The organism is Pseudomonas sp. T1.Ur (assembly GCF_023516725.1).
Classification (GTDB): domain Bacteria; phylum Pseudomonadota; class Gammaproteobacteria; order Pseudomonadales; family Pseudomonadaceae; genus Aquipseudomonas; species Aquipseudomonas alvandae.
Genome location: NZ_JAMGSN010000001.1, coordinates 5,884,654 through 5,902,185, shown reverse-complemented (window position 1 = coordinate 5,902,185; position 17,532 = coordinate 5,884,654). Strand labels below are relative to the sequence as shown.

Sequence of the window (17,532 nt, the reverse complement as noted above, 5' to 3'; positions counted from 1 at the left end):
GCTGCCGAGCGAAGCGAGGCTGCGATCTTTCCCCTGACACTTGAGTCTCAAGCGAAAGATCAAAAGATCGCAGCCTTCGGCAGCTCCTACAGTGCAGCCAGTGGGAGCAAGCGCCCCGCTGCAGACCTTAACGAACCGCCAGCACCGGGCTGCTCAAACGCTCCAGCAAGGTCGCCTGGGCGCTGCGCGGGTTCTGGTTGCCGGTCGGGGTGTTGCGGATGTAGCGGCCATCCGACTGCAAACTCCAACTGTGGGTGTTGTCGGTGAGGTAACTCTCCAGCTCTTTCTTGACCCGCAGGATCAGCTTCTTGCCTTCCACTGGGAAGCAGGTCTCGACCCGCTTGTCGAGGTTGCGCTCCATCCAGTCGGCACTGGACAGGAACATCTGCTCCTCGCCACCGTTGAGGAAGTAGAACACCCGCGTGTGTTCCAGGAACCGCCCGATGATCGAGCGGACGTGGATGTTGTGGGACACCCCCGGGATGCCTGGCCGCAGGCAGCACATGCCGCGCACCACCAGGTCGATGCGCACGCCCGACTGGCTGGCCTTGTACAACGCACGGATGATCTTCGGATCGGTCAGCGAGTTGAACTTGGCGATGATGTGCGCCGGCTTGCCGTCCAGGGCGAATTGCGTCTCCCGGGCGATCATGTCGAGCATGCCCTTTTTCAGGGTGAACGGCGCGTGCAGCAGCTTCTTCATGCGCAACGTCTTGCCCATGCCGATCAACTGGCTGAACAACTTGCCGACGTCTTCACACAGGGCATCGTCGGAAGTGAGCAGGCTGTAGTCGGTGTAGAGACGGGCGTTGGCGGCGTGATAGTTGCCGGTGCCCAAGTGGGCGTACCGCACGATCTCGCCGGCCTCACGGCGCAGGATCAGCATCATCTTGGCGTGGGTCTTGAAGCCGACCACGCCGTAGATCACCACCGCGCCGGCCGCTTGCAGGCGGCTGGCCAATTGCAGGTTGGATTCCTCATCGAAGCGTGCGCGCAGCTCGATCACCGCCGTGACCTCCTTGCCGTTTCGCGCCGCATCCACCAGCGCATCGACGATTTCCGAGTTGGCGCCGCTGCGGTACAGGGTCTGGCGCACCGCCAATACATGGGGGTCCTTGGCAGCCTGGCGCAGCAAGTCGACCACCGGCGTGAACGACTCGAAGGGGTGCAGCAGCAAGATGTCCTGCTTGCTGACCACGCTGAAAATGTTCTCGCTGTTTTGCAGCAGTTTCGGGATCTGCGGGGTGAACGGCGTGTATTGCAGCTCCGGATGGCTGTCCAGGCCGGTGATGCTGAACAGGCGCGTCAGGTTCACCGGGCCATTGACCTGGTACAACTCGGTCTCATGCAGGTTGAATTGCTTGAGCAGGTAGTCGGACAGGTGTTTGGGGCACGTATCGGCCACTTCCAGGCGTACCGCATCGCCATAGCGACGGGAGAACAGCTCGCCGCGCAGGGCGCGGGCCAGGTCTTCGACGTCCTCGGTGTCCACCGACAGGTCGGCGTTACGCGTCAGGCGGAACTGGTAGCAGCCCTTCACTTTCATGCCTTGGAACAGGTCATCGGCGTGAGCATGGATCATCGACGACAGGAACACATAGTTGTCGCCCGGGCCGCCGACGTCTTCGGGCACACGGATGATCCGCGGCAACAGGCGCGGCGCTGGAATGATCGCCAGGCCGGAATCGCGGCCAAAGGCGTCGATGCCTTCCAGCTCGACGATGAAGTTCAGGCTCTTGTTCACCAGCAGCGGGAACGGGTGCGTCGGGTCGAGGCCGATCGGGGTGATGATCGGCGCGATCTCGTCGCGGAAATAGCGGCGCACCCAGGTCTTGAGCTTGGTGGTCCAATAGCGGCGACGGATGAAGCGCACCTGGTGCTTTTCCAGCTCCGGCAACAGGATGTCGTTGAGGATCGCGTACTGCCGGTCCACATGACCGTGGACCAGTTCGCTGATGCGGGCCAGGGCCTGGTGCGGTTGCAGGCCGTCGGCACCGGCCTGCTCGCGAGCGAAGGTGATCTGTTTCTTCAGGCCGGCGACGCGAATTTCGAAGAACTCGTCCAGGTTGCTGGAGAAAATCAGCAGGAATTTCAGCCGCTCCAGCAGCGGATAGGACTCGTCCAGCGCCTGTTCCAGCACGCGGATGTTGAATTGCAGTTGCGACAGCTCGCGGTGGATGTACAGGCTGCTGTCATCCAGGTTGGGGATTGCAATCGCTGGCGCTGGGGCCGCCTCAGGCACGGCCGGTGGAGTCGGCTCCAGCTCTGGCGGCGTTTCGGCGACCTGCTCGACCACGGGCTGGGCGTCTTTTACGGCAACTTCTGTGAGTCCTTCGGTATTCATCGCAAGTTCCTGGGAGGCTATTTCTGCTCTCGAAGCAATTGGGCGGCGCGCACGGCAAAGTAAGTCAGGATGCCATCAGCGCCCGCGCGTTTGAAAGCGGTCAGGGACTCGAGAATCACCCCTTCGTTCAACCAGCCGTTCTGTATCGCGGCCATGTGCATCGCGTATTCGCCGCTGACCTGATAAACAAAGGTCGGCACTTTGAACTCATCCTTGACCCGATAAAGAATGTCCAGATAAGGCATCCCCGGCTTGACCATGACCATGTCTGCCCCTTCTGACAAGTCAGCGGCCACTTCGTGCAGGGCTTCATGGCCGTTGGCCGGGTCCATCTGATAGGAGGCCTTGTTGGCCTTGCCCAGGTTCAGGGCCGAGCCGACCGCGTCGCGGAATGGCCCGTAATAGGCACTGGCGTACTTGGCCGAGTAGGCCATGATGCGCACGTTCACATACCCGGCCACTTCCAGGGCTTCGCGGATTGCCTGGATGCGGCCGTCCATCATGTCGGACGGCGCCACCACCTGCGCGCCAGCCTCGGCGTGGGACAGCGCTTGGCGGACCAGCGCATCGACGGTGACGTCGTTCTGCACGTAGCCTTCTTCGTCGAGAATGCCGTCCTGGCCATGGGTGGTAAAGGGGTCCAGGGCAACGTCAGTGATCACGCCCAGTTCGGGGAAACGCTCGCGCAGGGCACGGGTCGCGCGTTGGGCGATGCCCTGCGGATTCCAGGCTTCGGCGGCGTCCAGGGACTTGAGCTCGGGTGGCGTGACCGGAAACAGCGCCAACGCCGGAATCCCCAGCTCGACCCACTCGGCCGCGGCTTCAAGCAGCAGGTCGATGGTCAAGCGTTCCACGCCGGGCATCGAAGCCACCGCTTCACGACGATTCTCCCCGTCCAGCACGAACACTGGCAGGATCAGGTCGTTGGTTGTCAGGACGTTTTCACGCACCAACCGGCGAGAGAATTCATCGCGGCGGTTGCGACGCAGACGGGTGGCGGGAAACAGACGATTGGCAGGGGTAAAGCTCACGGCAGACTCCTGAGCCCGCAGACGGGCGAGCGTGACAGTTATAAGCGGCCATTATGACGAACGTATGACAGTTGTGCGTAAGCGTGACCGGTAGTCGCAGTCATTGTCTTCTGTAGGAAATGTTAACGTCGAGACACATTTCGATACTTTCCTGAATGTGCCTGAAGGGTTAGGCTGCGCGTTCATTTCGCCAGCACCCAGACAATGCTCCAACAATTTCTGCATGACTTCGGCTACTTTGCTCTCTTTATCGGGACGTTCTTCGAAGGCGAAACCATCCTCGTGCTCGCAGGTTTCCTGGCGTTCCGTGGCTACATGGACATCAACCTGGTGGTGGTCGTGGCGTTTTGCGGCAGCTACGCGGGCGATCAGCTGTGGTATTTCCTGGGGCGCAAGCACGGACGCAAGCTGTTGGCGCGCAAGCCGCGCTGGCAGTTGATGGGCGATCGGGCGCTGGAACACATCCGCAAGCATCCGGACATTTGGGTGCTGAGCTTTCGCTTCGTCTACGGCCTGCGCACGGTGATGCCGGTGGCCATCGGGCTGTCGGGCTATCCGCCAGGCCGCTACTTGCTGCTCAATGGCATCGGGGCGGCCATCTGGGCCACGGCGCTGGCCGCCGCCGCGTACCACTTCGGCGCGGTGCTCGAAGGCATGCTGGGTAGCATCAAGAAATACGAATTGTGGGTGCTCGGTGCCCTGCTGTTGCTGGGCTTGGGCTTGTGGCTGCGTCGGCGCATCAAGAATGCGCGGCTGGCCAGGAAGGTCCTGGAAGCCGAGCGCCAGGAACAGAGCAGGTCCGGCGCACCTACGACGCCAAACGAGTAGACCGGCTGCGGCAGCAATACAGCCCGATACCGCTGAGCAGGCAATAGCAGGACACCCCCACCCAGGCCAGCGGACTGCCCGGCCAAAGCCCGGTCATCGGTGCCAGCCACACCAGCGGCAGGCTCGAAGCCAGCCGCAGCAGTTCCAGCTTCAGCGCCCAAGGGCGATTCTCCAGGGCCACGCCCAACACGAACAGACCGAACGCCACCGCGCCCCCACCCAGTATCAGGGCGGCGACCGGCAGGCTGTGTTCAAGGTTCATCAAATAGCTGCCCAAGGCGATGTAGACGCAGAACTGCAGCGCCACATATCCCTGCTTGCGAGGTTCCAGCAGCGCTTCGAATTTGCGGAACTGGCCCAGGTCCGGCTTGTTCAGCGGGTACCTGGCCGCGACATCCGCCGGACGCCAACCGGTGGGCATGAACCAGATCCGCAGCTTGTCCCACCAACGCCCCGCCCGCCGCGCATCGGCCCACAGTTGCGCATAAAACTGCAGGTTGGCCCACAACGGATTCCAGCTCGCCAGGGGCGTGGTCACGCCAAAGATCACCGGTTCTCGATCATCCTCTTCCTGGAAGGTGCCAAACAGACGGTCCCAAATAATGAACACCCCGCCGTAGTTGCGATCCATGTAGAGAGGGTTCTGTGCATGGTGGGCACGATGATTGGACGGCGTGACGAAGCACCACTCCAGCCAGCCGAGCTTGGAAATGTGCTGGGTGTGGACCCAGAACTGGTAAAGCAGATTCAGCGCCGCGACGCTGACGAACACCACCAGCGGCACGCCCAGGACCGCCAGCGGCAGATAGAAAATCCAGCTCAGCAGGAAACCGGTGCTGGTCTGGCGCAGCGCGGTGGAGAGGTTGTAGTCCTCGCTCTGGTGATGCACCGAATGAGCCGCCCAGAGAATGTTGCGCTCGTGCCCCATGCGGTGCAGCCAGTAATAACAGAAGTCGTAGGACACGAAGGCGAACACCCAGGTCCAGGCGTTATCGGCAGGCAACTCGATAATTGCCAAGTGTTCCAACGCAAAGGCGTAGGTCACCAGTCCAACGCCTTTGGTGAGCAGGCCTGTCGTGGTCGAAAGCACCCCGGTACTCAAACTGTTGATCGCATCCGCCACGCGGTAGTGGCTCACGCCACGCCAGTGATCGGCGAGCAACTCGACGGCAATCAGCACGAAGAAAAACGGCACGGCATACAGGATGAAATTCATGACGCGACCTGGGCAGGCAAGGCGGGAGAAGTCGGCAGATTAGGTGTAGCCGCCGGTTCCCCCTATGGCAACGAGTGACAAATTAGTAGACATTTAACGCCATGAATCTGGAGAAAAGCCCATGAGCAAAAAAGTTGCAGTGATCCTTTCCGGCTGTGGCGTGTATGACGGCGCAGAGATCCACGAAAGCGTGATCACTCTGTTGCGTCTCGACCAGCGCGGCGCGCAGGTTCAATGCTTTGCGCCAAACATTGCCCAATTGCATGTCATCAACCATCTGACCGGCGAAGAAATGCCCGAAAGCCGCAACGTGCTAGTGGAATCCGCGCGCATCGCCCGAGGCGATGTAAAAGACCTGCGCGAAGCCAAGGCCGAAGACTTTGACGCGCTGATCGTGCCCGGCGGTTTCGGATCGGCAAAAAACCTGTCCAATTTCGCTGTCGAGGGTCCCGGATGCACCGTCCAGCCGGAAGTCCTGGCGTTGACCGAAGCCTTTGCCGAGGCTGGGAAACCGGTGGGACTGATGTGTATCTCCCCCGCCCTGGCGGCGAAGATCTATGGCCCGGGAGTGAACTGCACCATCGGCACCGATGCCGACACGGCCGCTGCCGTGACCAAGATGGGCGGAAATCACGAGGAATGCCTGGTCACCGATATCGTCGAGGACACCGCGCGCAAACTGGTCAGCACACCCGCCTACATGCTGGCCAAGAACATCAGTGAAGCGGCGTCGGGCATCAACAAGCTGGTGGACCGGGTGTTGGAGTTGACGCACGAGAACGATGCCTGACCCCATTTCCACTTTCCTGTGTGGGAGCTTGCTCGCGATAGCATCCGATCAGTCACACGTGTATTGGCTGACACACCGCTATCGCGAGCAAGCTCGCTCCCACAGGGGATCCACGAGAATCAGGACAAGCGAGCCAACCGCGTCAGGATCCGATCCAGCGCATTGGCAAACCCTTGCTTGTCCCGCTCGCTGTACGCCGCCGGCCCGCCGCCCATATGGCCCTGCTCACGCAAGTCGGTGAACAGATTGCGCACCGCCAGTCGATCGCCCATGTTCTGCGCGTCGAACTCCTTGCCCCTGGGGTCCAGGGCGGCGACGCCCTTCTTCACCAGGCGGTCGGCCAGTGGCACGTCGCTGCAGATGACCAACTCACCGGGCATGGCATGCTCCACCAGGTAATCATCCGCCGCATCAGGACCGCTCGGCACCACGATCAGTTTCACCAGGGCGAGGCCTGGCTTGATCTGCGGTTGCCCGGCCACCAGCACCACTTCGAACTGGCGCTTCAAGGCGAACTTGACCACCAGCTCCTTCGCCGCCTTGGGGCAGGCGTCTGCATCGATCCATACGCGCATCAGGGTTGTTCCTCTTTGAAAGCTTCGCGAGCAGGCTCGCTCCCACAAAGGACAGCCTACCTCCTGTGGGAGCGCGCCTGCTGGCGAAAGGGCTTCAGGAAACCTGGACCCGACGTTTCTCCACCACCCAGCTGCGCCCGTACAGCACAACGATCGCGGTGATCGCCACCGCCTGGGCCGCCAGCGAATAAGCGTCGGCATGAATGCCCAGCCAATCGAAGTCGAAGAACGCCACCGGCCGCGTGCCAAAGATGCCGGCTTCCTGCAATGCCTTCACACCATGGCCGGCGAACACCACCGACAGCGCACACAGCAACGCGGCGTTGATGCTGAAAAACAGCGCGAGCGGCAGTTTCGCCGAGCCGCGCAAGATCACCCAGGCCAACCCCACCAGCAATACCAGCGCCGACGCGCCGCCGGCCAGCACCGCGTTGTGCCCGGCGGGACCGGCCTGCAGCCACAGGGTCTCGTAGAACAGGATCACCTCGAACAATTCGCGGTAGACCGAGAAAAACGCCAGGATCGCAAAACCGAAACGGCCACCACCGCCCACCAGGCTGCTCTTGATGTAATCCTGCCAGGCCGCTGCGTGGCGTCGATCATGCATCCACACACCCAGCCACAGCACCATGACACTGGCGAACAGCGCCGTCGCGCCTTCGAGCAATTCCCGCTGTGCGCCGCTGACATCAATCACATACGCGGCCACCCCCCACGTCGCCAGACCGGCAAGCAAAGCCAATCCCCAACCGATGTTGACGCTGCGAACCGCCGATTGCTGGCCGGTATTGCGCAAGAACGCCAGGATCGCCGCCAGCACCAGAATCGCTTCGAGGCCTTCGCGCAGCAGAATCAGCAAGCCGGAGATATAGCTCAGCGACCAACTCAAGCCATCGCCACCCAACAGGCCCGCGGACTCTTTCAATTTCGCCTTGGCCGCGTCCAGGCGCTGTTCGGCCTGCGCCACCGGCAAGCCGTCCTGCAAGGACTGACGGAACGCCATCAGGGCCTTTTCGGTGTCCTTGCGCACAGTGGGGTCGACGTTATCGAGCGAGCTCTCCACCAGCTCGAAACCTTCCAGATAGGCCGCTACCGACAGGTCATAGGCTTGGTCATGATCGCCAGCACGGTACGCCGCGATGCTTTTATCCAACGTGGCGGCGGTGTAGTCGAGCAACTGCCCCGGACCGCGCTGCACTTGTGGCGGTTGGGCGCGTTGGGCACGGAACGTCGCAGCCGCGGCAGGGCCCTGGGCAGCCAGGACTTCAGCCGGGGTCTGCCGGGCGAGATCGGCGAGGTTGTACGTCACGTCGCTCTTAGCCGCGGCTGGGTCGGCGCTGAAACTGGCGATGTAGGTGGCCAGGTCCCAGCGTTGCCGATCATCGAGTTGATCGGCAAACGCTGGCATGTCCGTGCCCTCGATACCCATGCCCAAGGTGTTGTAGATCGCATAGAGGCTCAGCCGATCAAGACGCTGGCCGTCACGCAGGTTCGACGGCGGCGGCTCCAGGCCAACGCCCGCCGGGCCATCGCCGGCACCGCTGTCTCCGTGACAGACCGAGCAATTCTGCGCATACAGCGGCGCGCCGCGTGTCGGGTCCGGCGTAATGATCGGCGCCTGGCTGACTTCGTACGCGACCGCGAGCCTTGCGCCCAATTGCCGCGCCATGCGAGCCACGTCGCCGCCCTCCTGGCGCGCGGTAATCGCCTTGCGCAAGGTATCGACACCTTGAGCCAGTTCAGCTTTTTCAGGCTTGGCTGGCAATTCGGCAACCAACCCTGCCAACACCCCGGTGAATTCCAGTTGCTCGCGGTATTCGGAATCGTCGATGACCTTCCCCGCCTCGACAGCCGCCGGGTAATCCGCCCCGATGTAATCCAGCAGATGCAGCGCCTTGGGAGCGCCTTCGACGGTATCGGCCAGCAAGTTGGCACTGGACAGCGCCAGCAACGGCAGCATCAGCCAGGCCAGGAAACGAAACGGGGCAGTCATGAATGACTCTCGATTGGAAATAAGAAGTAACACATTGTTCACTTCCAATGCGCTTGGCTCAAGTGCCTATGTGTTCAAGCAACGCTTTTTCATCGGATATTCACGCTTTGGAGGTGACATCACAAAAACATCATTTAGGAATTAAAAAGCCACTACTCCGACCGAAGCGCTGTTTATAATGCGCCGCCTTCTTATCAACAGATGGCATAAGCGCTCCTCGCACCGAGGAACCGACGGCGCCCCCCAAGGCCTGTCCGTGGATCGCCTCAGCCCGACCCGCACACCCAGGCTGCTATTCAGGGAAGAAATGTTCATGGCATCCCGTGCCGTTTTTTCGGTCGCCCTTGGTGCGATCACCTTGCTGTCCGGCTGTTCGGCCTTCCGCAACTACGACAGTGAGCTGGCCCAGACCAATCAGCAACTGGCCTCCGGCAACGTCGACGCCGCATTGACCCTGTTGGAAAAGAACAACGCCAGCCAGGACAAAGACCTGCTCTATTTCTTCGAAAAGGGTGAGCTGCTGCGGGCCAAGGGTGATCTGTCCGGCAGCCAGACGGCCTGGACCAGCGCTGACCAACAGGTCGGACAATGGGAAGACGCGGTCAAGCTCGACACCGCCAAGTACCTCGCGCAGTTCGGCAGCTTCCTGGTCAACGACAAGGTCCGGCGCTACGAGGGCTATGACTATGAAAAGGTCATGCTCACCACGCAGATGGCCCTGAACCTGCTGGCCGTGAATGATTTCGACGGCGCGCGGACGCAAATCAAGAAGACCCACGAGCGCGAAGCGGTGATTGCCGACCTGCGCGACAAGGAATACCTCAAGCGCGAGGAAGACGCCGAGAAGCAAGGGGTCAAGACCAAATACAAGGACCTCGAGGGTTATCCGGTCGCCAGCCTGGACGCACCGGAAGTGGTCAGCCTGAAGAACAGCTACCAGAGCGCGTTCAGCCACTACCTGGCGGGCTTCGTCTATGAGGCCTTGGGCGAGAAAGACCTGGCTGCGCCGGGTTATCGCAAAGCCGCCGAGCTGCGTCCCAATACCCCGTTGCTGGAGCAGGCCCTGCTCAATCTGGACAAGCCTGCCGCCAAGGGCGACGACAGCGATATCCTGATCGTGGTGCAGAGCGGCCTGGCGCCCTCCCGGGATTCGATCCGCATCCCGCTGCCCTTGCCCATCAGCGGCAACGTGGTGATCACGCCGCTGTCGTTCCCGTTGATCAAGCCGGACACCTCCACCGCGACCTTCGCCCAGATCGGCGTCGACGGCCGTCAACTGGACCTGACCCAGCTCAACAGCACCACCGCCATGTCCCGCCGCGCCCTGCGTGATGACATGCCGGGGATCATCCTGCGCACAACCGTGCGTGCGGTGAGCCGTGGCGTGGCGCAGAAACAAATCAACGAAACCAACCCCTTGGCCGGCCTGGCCGTGGGCATTACCTCGGCCGTGCTCGAAGGGGCCGATACCCGGACCTGGCGCACCCTGCCGGACTACACCCAAGTGGTGCGGCTGCGCCTGAAGAAAGGTGAGCATCAGGTCACGCTGCCCAGCGCAGTTGGCGGCTCGGTGGTGAAGGTCAAGGTCGATCAGCGTTACCAGGTCATCACCCTGCGAGCGGTGGGCAACCAGGTTTTCGCCGGCGGCCTGGCGGCCCAGGTCATCCCGAGCGCCAATCCCACCGCCATTGCCCTCAAGCAACCTTAAGAACGGAGTCTTGTTCACATGCGTTTAAAACTGATCGCCGTCGGCGCCCTGGCCTTGCTGGCCGGCTGCGCCACCCCACCGCCACCGGAGCCGGGCAGCGCCGCCAGCAAGGTCGTGGCGATGGGCAAGACCAAGAACATCGTGGTCGGCGCCATGCGCGTCGCCCGGGAAAACGGCTACCTGACCGTCAACGTGCAGTTGAGCAATACCAGCTTCAACAACAAGAACATGTACTACCGCTTTGCCTGGCTGGGGCCGGAAGGCTTCCCGATCGCTGAAGAGGAAAGCTGGAAAAGCCTGACCCTGTACGGCGAACAGACCCGTTTCCTGCCAGCCATCGCCCCAACGCCCAAGGCCGTGGATTTCCGATTGGAAATCAATACCCCTTGAGCCCGGGCCATAGGAGCTGATGTAAGCACAGTGTAGGAGCTGACGAGTGCAACGAGGCTGCGATCTTTCCCCAGACACTTGAGTCGCAGGCGAAAGATCAAAAGATCGTCCGAACGCGGCCCGAGCCTTCGGCAGCTCCTACAGTGCACAGCCCAGCGAGGCGGTGCGACGTTTCGCTAAATCCCCTCGCCACAAAACAACTTTTATTTGAGAGCACCCAATGTTCCTACGCATCTCCTCCCTCGCCCTCGCCGCCCTGCTCGTCAGCGGCTGCGCCAACAACTCGCCGGTACTGGGCAACAAGAGCATCAGCTATGGCGACACCAAGGCCGTGGAAACCGTCACCAATGAATTCGGCTCCACCGACCTGCAGATGATCGCCGAATCGATGACCCGCTCCCTCGCCCAATCCGGCGTCCTGCAGGGTCGCCCGGTGGTTCAGGTCTATGACGTGAAGAACAAGACCAGCGAGTACATCGACACCCGTGAAATCACCACCAGCATCAAGACCCAGCTGATGAAGACTGGCGCGGCGCGTTTTGCCAGCGACAACAACGCCATGGACAGCCAGGTCGACCAGCTCAAGTTGCAGAACCAGAGTGGCTTGTACAAAAAGAGCACCGTGGCCAAGACCGGCAACATGATCGCGGCCAAATACCGCATCGAGGGCTCCATCAGCTCCATCGTCAAGCGCAGCGAAGACTACAAGGACGTCTTCTACAAATTCAGCCTGCAACTGATCGACGTCGAAAGTGGCCTGGCCGAATGGATGGACGAAAAAGAAATCCGCAAGACCACGGAGCGATAAGCCATGCGCACATGGATCGGCATGATGGCCCTGGCTTGCGCATTCACCGCGCAAGCGGCCCCAAGAGTCGCGGTGACCGACCTGGCGTACCAGGAACGTGTGGAGGAATACATCCACACGGTTTCGGCCCAGAACAATTTCCAGGCGAACGGATACGCCGCCAGCGCTTCGTCGAGCTACGACGAAATGGAGGCCACCAGCAGCTACATCGAGCAGGGCGAGCTGCGCAAGTTCACCGGTGATATCAAAGGCGAGATCCTGCGCAGCGGGATGTTCCAGTTGGTGCAGGGCACGCCGTATACCGCATCGTCGAAGGGCGACGTCTACGACGTGATCAAGCGGATCAAGGCGGGGAATTTCAAGGGCGCCGACTACGTGCTGTTCGGCACCGTGTCGGACATCGACTTCACCCGCGACATCAACGCGCTGGGCACTGCCGACAGCTACTCGGCGGTGCTTGCCCTGACGCTGGTGGCGGATTTCAGCCTGATCAATACCAAGACCTTTGAAATCACCTCGGCCTTTACCGCCATGGGCGAAGGCCAGGACACCAAGCTGATGAACCACCGGGACGTGCACATCAGCCTCAATCGTCCACGGGTCGTACGCGAAGTGTCCAAGGCGCTGGGGGAAGACGTGGCGCAGCAGTTGAGCGAACAGCTCGGCGGCCCGATCCATGAACAGGCCGGCGAACCTGTGCAGCGCAACAACCTGCCGAGGGATACGGCGCCGGTGATCCTGCGCTGATCAATATCCTTGGGAGGGTGCTTTCTGTGGCGAGGGGATTCAGCGAAACGTCGCACCGCCCCGTTGGGGTGCGTAGCAGCCCCAGGATTTTGCGGTCGCTACGCAACCGAGCGGGAGCAAGCTCCCTCGCCACGGAAAACCTTCGACAAAGCTTTTACCTACACCGCAGCCTTGCGAATCGTCGCCAGCAAACCCGCCGCGCCAATGAACAGCCCGGCAAAGGTCCGGTTCATCCGCCGTTGCTGCTTAGGGGTCCGCAACAGGCGCAACACCCTGGACGCCAGCCCGGTGTACCCGGCCATGACAATCAGGTCGACGCAAACCATTGTCACGCCCAGGATCAGGTACTGCTTGACCAGGGGGGCGTGGGGATCGATGAATTGCGGCAGCACCGCGAGCATGAACACCAGGGCCTTGGGGTTGCTGATGTTCACCAGGAAACCGCGGAACACCAGTGCCAGCGGCTTGCCGATGGGCCGAACGGCTGCATCGTCGCTGAGATCACCGGGGATCGCCCGCCATTGCTTGACACCCAGGTAGACCAGGTAGGCCACGCCGAACCATTTGATGGCGTAAAACGCGGTGGCCGAAGCGGTAAGGATCGCGCCGACGCCTGCCGCGACGATCGCGATCTGCAACGCCAGGCCCAATTGCAGGCCCAAGGCGTTCCAGTAGCCACGCCAGAAGCCGTACTGCAGGCCACTGGACATCGAGGCAATGGCCCCGGCGCCCGGTGACAGACTGATAACCCAACAAGCGGCGAAGAACGCCAGCCACGTTTCTAGCAACATTGCACACCTCAGCTCGGATCCGTCGAAACGAATAAGCTAATGCGCCGCCGTTGGGATAACCACCGATTTTTTCGTGCGCCAGCAAATAAGGCTATTCGACGAACCCGCCAACCGGAAACGCCTCGCTGCCGCGCCAACGACGGACCGAGCGCTGGAAGAACAACGTATTGGGCACTTGCACCATTGAGCTTCCGGTCCCGAGCTCCTCGGGTTCGATCAACGTCGTGTAGAGCAGATTGATCGCCACCACCCGGCCCTTGATGCCTGGCTTGTCGGTGGCTTCGACCAGCTCGACCACGTCACCGAGGCGGAACGGCCCGACGGTGTAGATCAGAATGGCGCACAGCAGGTTCGACAACACGCTCCAGATGGCGAAGAAGGCCACCGCCGCCACGGCAACGAACCCCGACAGCGCCGTCCACAGAACCGTGGCCGAAACGCCCAGGCGCTCCAGTGCCACCAGCACGGCGCTGCCCATGATCAACCAGCGCAGCACACCGCGCAGGATGATGACCAACTGGGGCGGCAGCGGGTAGCGCTCACCCAGGCCCGTGAGCGCACGCGCCACGAAACGCTGGGCCACGTAACCTACCAGCAAGATCAGCAGGACTTGCACGCCGAGCCAGATCGGCTCGATCCACATGACGGGTATGGGCAAGGACAACGCTTCCATCAGGACAGCGCCTCCAGCTCCGCTTGCAAGTTTTCCAGCAACTCCAAGGCTTGCATCCACGCCTCCTCAAGCTCCGCTTCCCGAACCTTCAGCTTGGCCTGCTCGGCCAGCAAGTCACGCAGCTCATCTTTGCGCGCTGCCTCGTAGAGACCACTGTCACCCAGGCTGGTTTCGATTTTCTGCAGTTTTTCATGGAGCTTGCCCAACTCGGCCTCGAGCTTGTCGGCCTCGCGCTTGTGTGGCGCCAGTTGCTGGCGCAACGCCGCGGCGGCCTGGCGCTGGGCCTTCTTGTCGGTCTTGTCCGGATTGACCGGCGTGGTGCTGACCGGTGCGTTGCGCTGGCGATAGTCCACCAGCCAGCGCGCATAGTCTTCAAGGTCGCCGTCGAACTCTTCAACCTTACCGTCCGCGACCAGGAAGAAGTTGTCAGTGGTGCTCTTGAGCAAATGCCGGTCGTGGGACACCACCAGCACGGCGCCGCTGAACTCCTGCAAAGCCATGGTCAGGGCCAGGCGCATTTCCAGGTCCAGGTGGTTGGTCGGTTCGTCGAGCAGCAACAGGTTCGGCCGGCCCCAGGCGATCAACGCCAGCGCCAGGCGAGCCTTTTCACCACCGGAGAAGTTCAGCACCGGCTCGTCGATACGCGCCCCGCGGAAATCAAAGCCGCCGAGGAAATCCCGCAGTGTCTGTTCGCGTTCGTTCGGGGCCAGGCGCTGCAGATGCAGCAATGGGCTGGCCTTCGCATCAAGGGAGTCCAATTGATGCTGGGCGAAATAACCGACCACGGTGTTTTCACCGCGTGTCAGGCGCCCGGCCAAGGGCTCAAGCTCGCCGGACAGATTCTTGATCAAGGTCGACTTACCGGCACCGTTAGGCCCCAGCAGACCGATCCGCGCGCCGGGCGTCAGTTGCAACTTGACCTTCTCCAGCACGGTTTTGTCGCCATAGCCCAGTCGCGCATCGGACAGGTCGATCAGTGGGCTGGAGATCTTCGACGACTCGCGGAAGACAAAATCGAATGGCGAATCGACATGGGCCGCCGACAGCTCTTCCATCCGCTCCAGTGCCTTGATCCGGCTCTGCGCCTGGCGAGCCTTGGTAGCCTGGGCCTTGAAGCGGGCGATGTAGCTTTCCATGTGCGCGCGCTGCGCCTGCTGCTTCTCGTAGGCTTGTTGCTGCTGCGCCAGGCGCTCGGCCCGAGCCCGCTCGAAGGCACTGTAGCCGCCGCGATACAGGGTGAGCTTACGCTGGTCGACATGGGCGACGTGATCGACCACGGCGTCGAGGAAATCCCGGTCGTGGGAGATCAGCAGCAGCGTGCCGGGATAGCCCTTGAGCCAGTCTTCGAGCCAGATGATGGCGTCGAGATCCAAGTGGTTGGTCGGCTCGTCGAGCAACAGCAAGTCCGATGGGCACATCAGGGCTTGCGCCAGGTTCAGGCGCATCCGCCAGCCGCCGGAGAAATCACCGACCTGACGGTCCATCTGTTCGTTGGTGAAGCCCAGGCCGGCCAGCAATTTACGAGCGCGGGCGTCGGCAGTGTAACCGTCGGCACTGTCGAGCTCGGCGTGCAGGCGGGCTTGGGCGGCGCCATCATGCGCGGCTTCGGCTGCGGCCAGGTCACGCTGGACCTGACGCAGGCGCACGTCGCCGTCGAGCACGTAATCCACCGCCAGGCGTTCGAGGGTATCGACCTCCTGGCGCATGTGGGCGATGCGCCAATCGGCCGGCAGGAAGCAGTCACCGGAGTCCGGGTGCAACTCGCCACGCAACAAGGCGAACAGGCTCGATTTGCCGGCGCCGTTGGCACCGATGAGGCCGGCTTTGTGGCCGGCGTGCAGGGTCAGCTCGGCGTCTTCTAGCAGACGTTGCGGGCCACGCTGTAAAGTCAGGTTCTGAAGTCGAATCATAATGGCGGCGGAGTCTACCAGCTTCGCTCGCAACTGGCGCGAGTAGCACGATGTCCTCTGATCTGTGGAGCTTTTCCCTCGACCTCTACGCCAAGCCTGGCGTGGAGCCCGCGTGCCTGGCGCTACAGGCAGCCGGCGCAAACGTCTGCCTGGTGCTCTGCGGGCTGTGGCTGGAACAGCGTGGCGTGACGTTCGATGAACAGCGGCTGGAGCAACTTCGGAACCTGGCGGAGCCGTGGGATGAACAGGTCGTACAGCCATTGCGTGCGCTGCGCATTCAATGGAAAGAGGCTGCCCGGGAGGATGCAAGGCTGAATGGCCTGCGCGAGCAGATCAAGCGACTGGAGTTGGAAGCCGAGCGGCAACTACTCGAGCAATTGGAGACAGTGACCAAGGGCTGGCCGAAGGAACGACACGCGGGCGCGGGTCAATGGTTGCAAAGCGTGGCGGGAAGCGCCGGCCGCCTTCACCACGACGCGCTGCATCAGCTGCGCGTCGCGGTGTCCGACACTTAGGAAGCGCGGGGTGGAGTGCTGCCCGATGCCGCGGTAACGCTCGGATTCACAGCCGGTGCCGGGGTGCTGGCCGTTGGCGCGGGCGTCGCCGTAGGGGCAGGCGCTGGCGCGGCAGGCTTGGCAACCGGAGCAGTCGCTGGTTTTGCAGCGGCAGGCTTTTTCACGGCGGGCTTGGTCGCTGCTGGTTTGGTGGCGGGTTTGGCAGCGGCCGGCTTGGCCGTTACTGGTTTGGCCGCCGCAGGTTTGGCGGCTGCAGGTTTGGCTGCTGCAGGTTTCGCCGCAGGTTTCGCCGCAACCTTGGCAGGCGCTTTGGCTGCAGCTGGCTTGGCTGCCGATTTCGCTGCAGGCTTGGTCGCTGGTTTGGCCGCTGGTTTGGCCGCAGCGGTTTTTGCCGCAGTTGGCTTGGCGACTGCAGGCTTCGCAGCGGCTGGTTTGGCAACGGCTTTAGTGGCAGGTTTGGCAGCGGCGGTCTTCGTCGCGACGGGCTTGGCGGCGACTTTTGCAGCGGGTTTGGCGACAGCAGGTTTCGCAGCCGTGGCTTTCGCAGCAGGCTTGGCAGCCGCCTTGCTCGCCGCTGGTTTTACTGCACTGGCAGCCACCGGTTTTTTAGCAGCAGGTTTGGCAGCTGGCTTGCTGGCAGCTTTTGCCCCAGCCTTGGCGGCTGGCTTGACGGGCGCCTTGGCTGGCGTTTTTGCAGCGGCAGGTTTAGCCACGGGTTTCTTGGCCGATACAGCGGCAGGCTTCGCAGCACGAAGGCTCAGTGCCTTGCCTACGGCTTCCTGGACGCGACCGACACCCTGGGCCAGCTTCAGGCTTTCCTGTGCGTCACGCTTGAGCTGCAGGATGTAGGCGCGGGTTTCGGATTGGCGATCCTTCAGGGAGTCGAGCAGGTCTTCGAGTTCTTTCACGGCGTCTTTTGCCTTGGCTTGCGCCTTGGCCTTGCCAGCGGTTGCCGCGTCTTGCAGTTTGGTGCGCGACTTGTGCAGTTTTTCCTGCGCCTTGCCGCGTTGTTTTTCCAGCTTGGCGAGCAATTTTTCAGCATCAGCCAGGGCTTGGGAGCAGGCATTTTCCAGATGCTCGAGCAAGCTGCCCGACAGTTGTTGGAGCAAGTGCAACGGAGTGTTTACAGGCTTCTTGGTGGCCGACATGGTTTACCTCCTGACTGACGTGAGTGCGGCTCATACTAGACCTCTGCTGCAACCGCCGCTAGGGC

16 protein-coding genes are annotated in these 17,532 nt (G+C 62.0%); 7 read left to right on the top strand and 9 right to left on the bottom strand.

Features of this window, described 5'->3' with window-relative positions; all coding sequences use genetic code 11:
- Positions 1-127: 127 nt before the first annotated feature.
- Positions 128-2,344, bottom strand: a complete 2,217-nt coding sequence (ppk1, locus tag M8Q45_RS26075) for a polyphosphate kinase 1 (RefSeq protein ID WP_249876953.1) — start codon at positions 2,342-2,344, stop codon at positions 128-130.
- Positions 2,345-2,361: 17 nt separating this feature from the next.
- The gene (gene hemB / locus M8Q45_RS26070) at positions 2,362-3,375 is read right to left on the bottom strand and encodes a porphobilinogen synthase (RefSeq protein ID WP_249876952.1); all 1,014 of its coding nucleotides are present in this window, start codon (positions 3,373-3,375) and stop codon (positions 2,362-2,364) included.
- A 204-nt stretch (positions 3,376-3,579) separates the two neighbouring features.
- On the opposite strand from hemB, the gene M8Q45_RS26065 reads away from it, so the two are divergent.
- Positions 3,580-4,203: a DedA family protein gene (locus M8Q45_RS26065; RefSeq protein WP_249876951.1), complete on the top strand. Its 624-nt coding sequence runs from the start codon at positions 3,580-3,582 to the stop codon at positions 4,201-4,203.
- On the opposite strand, the gene M8Q45_RS26060 is transcribed toward M8Q45_RS26065, so the two are convergent.
- A complete protein-coding gene (locus M8Q45_RS26060) occupies positions 4,184-5,419 on the bottom strand; it encodes a sterol desaturase family protein (RefSeq protein ID WP_249876950.1) in 1,236 nt (411 codons plus the stop codon). The two genes, M8Q45_RS26065 and M8Q45_RS26060, sit on opposite strands and share 20 nt — an antisense overlap.
- 121 nt (positions 5,420-5,540) lie before the next feature.
- Here M8Q45_RS26060 and elbB point away from each other — a divergent pair, with 121 nt between their 5' ends.
- Entirely contained in the window at positions 5,541-6,209 is a 669-nt protein-coding gene (elbB, locus tag M8Q45_RS26055; protein WP_249876949.1) for an isoprenoid biosynthesis glyoxalase ElbB, read from the top strand.
- A gap of 119 nt (positions 6,210-6,328) precedes the next feature.
- On the opposite strand, the gene M8Q45_RS26050 is transcribed toward elbB, so the two are convergent.
- Both M8Q45_RS26050 and M8Q45_RS26045 read right to left on the bottom strand, forming a co-directional pair.
- Complete coding sequence (locus tag M8Q45_RS26050; protein ID WP_249876948.1) at positions 6,329-6,784, bottom strand: YaiI/YqxD family protein; 456 nt, start codon at positions 6,782-6,784, stop codon at positions 6,329-6,331.
- A 94-nt stretch (positions 6,785-6,878) separates the two neighbouring features.
- A complete protein-coding gene (locus tag M8Q45_RS26045) occupies positions 6,879-8,777 on the bottom strand; it encodes an FTR1 family protein (protein ID WP_249876947.1) in 1,899 nt (632 codons plus the stop codon).
- Between the two features lie 313 nt (positions 8,778-9,090).
- On the opposite strand from M8Q45_RS26045, the gene M8Q45_RS26040 reads away from it, so the two are divergent.
- The 4 genes from M8Q45_RS26040 (at position 9,091) to M8Q45_RS26025 (ending at position 12,430) form a co-directional block, all read left to right on the top strand.
- A complete protein-coding gene (locus tag M8Q45_RS26040; protein ID WP_249876946.1) occupies positions 9,091-10,485 on the top strand; it encodes a COG3014 family protein in 1,395 nt (464 codons plus the stop codon).
- 18 nt (positions 10,486-10,503) lie between these two features.
- Positions 10,504-10,875: a YcfL family putative periplasmic lipoprotein gene (locus tag M8Q45_RS26035; protein WP_030138154.1), complete on the top strand. Its 372-nt coding sequence runs from the start codon at positions 10,504-10,506 to the stop codon at positions 10,873-10,875.
- Between the two features lie 220 nt (positions 10,876-11,095).
- Positions 11,096-11,683: a penicillin-binding protein activator LpoB gene (gene lpoB, locus M8Q45_RS26030; protein WP_249876945.1), complete on the top strand. Its 588-nt coding sequence runs from the start codon at positions 11,096-11,098 to the stop codon at positions 11,681-11,683.
- 3 nt (positions 11,684-11,686) lie between these two features.
- Positions 11,687-12,430, top strand: a complete 744-nt coding sequence (locus tag M8Q45_RS26025; RefSeq protein ID WP_249876944.1) for a penicillin-binding protein activator LpoB — start codon at positions 11,687-11,689, stop codon at positions 12,428-12,430.
- A gap of 158 nt (positions 12,431-12,588) precedes the next feature.
- Here M8Q45_RS26025 and rhtB read toward each other — a convergent pair whose 3' ends face one another.
- From rhtB to M8Q45_RS26010, 3 genes are all read right to left on the bottom strand, one after another.
- Positions 12,589-13,221 carry a homoserine/homoserine lactone efflux protein gene (gene rhtB, locus M8Q45_RS26020; RefSeq protein WP_249876943.1) on the bottom strand — a complete coding sequence of 211 codons (633 nt, stop codon included), beginning with the start codon at positions 13,219-13,221 and terminating at the stop codon, positions 12,589-12,591.
- A 91-nt stretch (positions 13,222-13,312) separates the two neighbouring features.
- Positions 13,313-13,894, bottom strand: a complete 582-nt coding sequence (locus M8Q45_RS26015; protein WP_030138158.1) for a mechanosensitive ion channel family protein — start codon at positions 13,892-13,894, stop codon at positions 13,313-13,315.
- Complete coding sequence (locus M8Q45_RS26010) at positions 13,894-15,804, bottom strand: ATP-binding cassette domain-containing protein (RefSeq protein ID WP_249876942.1); 1,911 nt, start codon at positions 15,802-15,804, stop codon at positions 13,894-13,896. Before M8Q45_RS26010 ends, M8Q45_RS26015 begins: the two co-directional genes overlap by 1 nt.
- 50 nt (positions 15,805-15,854) lie before the next feature.
- On the opposite strand from M8Q45_RS26010, the gene M8Q45_RS26005 reads away from it, so the two are divergent.
- Entirely contained in the window at positions 15,855-16,319 is a 465-nt protein-coding gene (locus tag M8Q45_RS26005) for a TIGR02444 family protein (RefSeq protein ID WP_249876941.1), read from the top strand.
- Here M8Q45_RS26005 and M8Q45_RS26000 read toward each other — a convergent pair.
- Complete coding sequence (locus M8Q45_RS26000; RefSeq protein WP_249876940.1) at positions 16,316-17,467, bottom strand: AlgP family protein; 1,152 nt, start codon at positions 17,465-17,467, stop codon at positions 16,316-16,318. The genes M8Q45_RS26005 and M8Q45_RS26000 overlap by 4 nt on opposite strands.
- Positions 17,468-17,532: the final 65 nt, after the last annotated feature.

Bases quoted from the DNA above. Each gene is read 5' to 3' on its own strand.
- M8Q45_RS26025 (WP_249876944.1), top strand. From the start codon at position 11,687: ATGCGCACATGGATCGGCATGATGGCCCTGGCTTGCGCATTCACCGCG.
- M8Q45_RS26050 (WP_249876948.1), bottom strand. From the start codon at position 6,784: ATGCGCGTATGGATCGATGCAGACGCCTGCCCCAAGGCGGCGAAGGAG.
- M8Q45_RS26010 (WP_249876942.1), bottom strand. From the start codon at position 15,804: ATGATTCGACTTCAGAACCTGACTTTACAGCGTGGCCCGCAACGTCTG.
- elbB (WP_249876949.1), top strand. From the start codon at position 5,541: ATGAGCAAAAAAGTTGCAGTGATCCTTTCCGGCTGTGGCGTGTATGAC.
- M8Q45_RS26005 (WP_249876941.1), top strand. From the start codon at position 15,855: ATGTCCTCTGATCTGTGGAGCTTTTCCCTCGACCTCTACGCCAAGCCT.
- ppk1 (WP_249876953.1), bottom strand. From the start codon at position 2,344: ATGAATACCGAAGGACTCACAGAAGTTGCCGTAAAAGACGCCCAGCCC.
- M8Q45_RS26040 (WP_249876946.1), top strand. From the start codon at position 9,091: ATGGCATCCCGTGCCGTTTTTTCGGTCGCCCTTGGTGCGATCACCTTG.
- M8Q45_RS26065 (WP_249876951.1), top strand. From the start codon at position 3,580: ATGCTCCAACAATTTCTGCATGACTTCGGCTACTTTGCTCTCTTTATC.
- M8Q45_RS26060 (WP_249876950.1), bottom strand. From the start codon at position 5,419: ATGAATTTCATCCTGTATGCCGTGCCGTTTTTCTTCGTGCTGATTGCC.
- M8Q45_RS26045 (WP_249876947.1), bottom strand. From the start codon at position 8,777: ATGACTGCCCCGTTTCGTTTCCTGGCCTGGCTGATGCTGCCGTTGCTG.
- rhtB (WP_249876943.1), bottom strand. From the start codon at position 13,221: ATGTTGCTAGAAACGTGGCTGGCGTTCTTCGCCGCTTGTTGGGTTATC.
- M8Q45_RS26000 (WP_249876940.1), bottom strand. From the start codon at position 17,467: ATGTCGGCCACCAAGAAGCCTGTAAACACTCCGTTGCACTTGCTCCAA.
- lpoB (WP_249876945.1), top strand. From the start codon at position 11,096: ATGTTCCTACGCATCTCCTCCCTCGCCCTCGCCGCCCTGCTCGTCAGC.
- M8Q45_RS26015 (WP_030138158.1), bottom strand. From the start codon at position 13,894: ATGGAAGCGTTGTCCTTGCCCATACCCGTCATGTGGATCGAGCCGATC.
- M8Q45_RS26035 (WP_030138154.1), top strand. From the start codon at position 10,504: ATGCGTTTAAAACTGATCGCCGTCGGCGCCCTGGCCTTGCTGGCCGGC.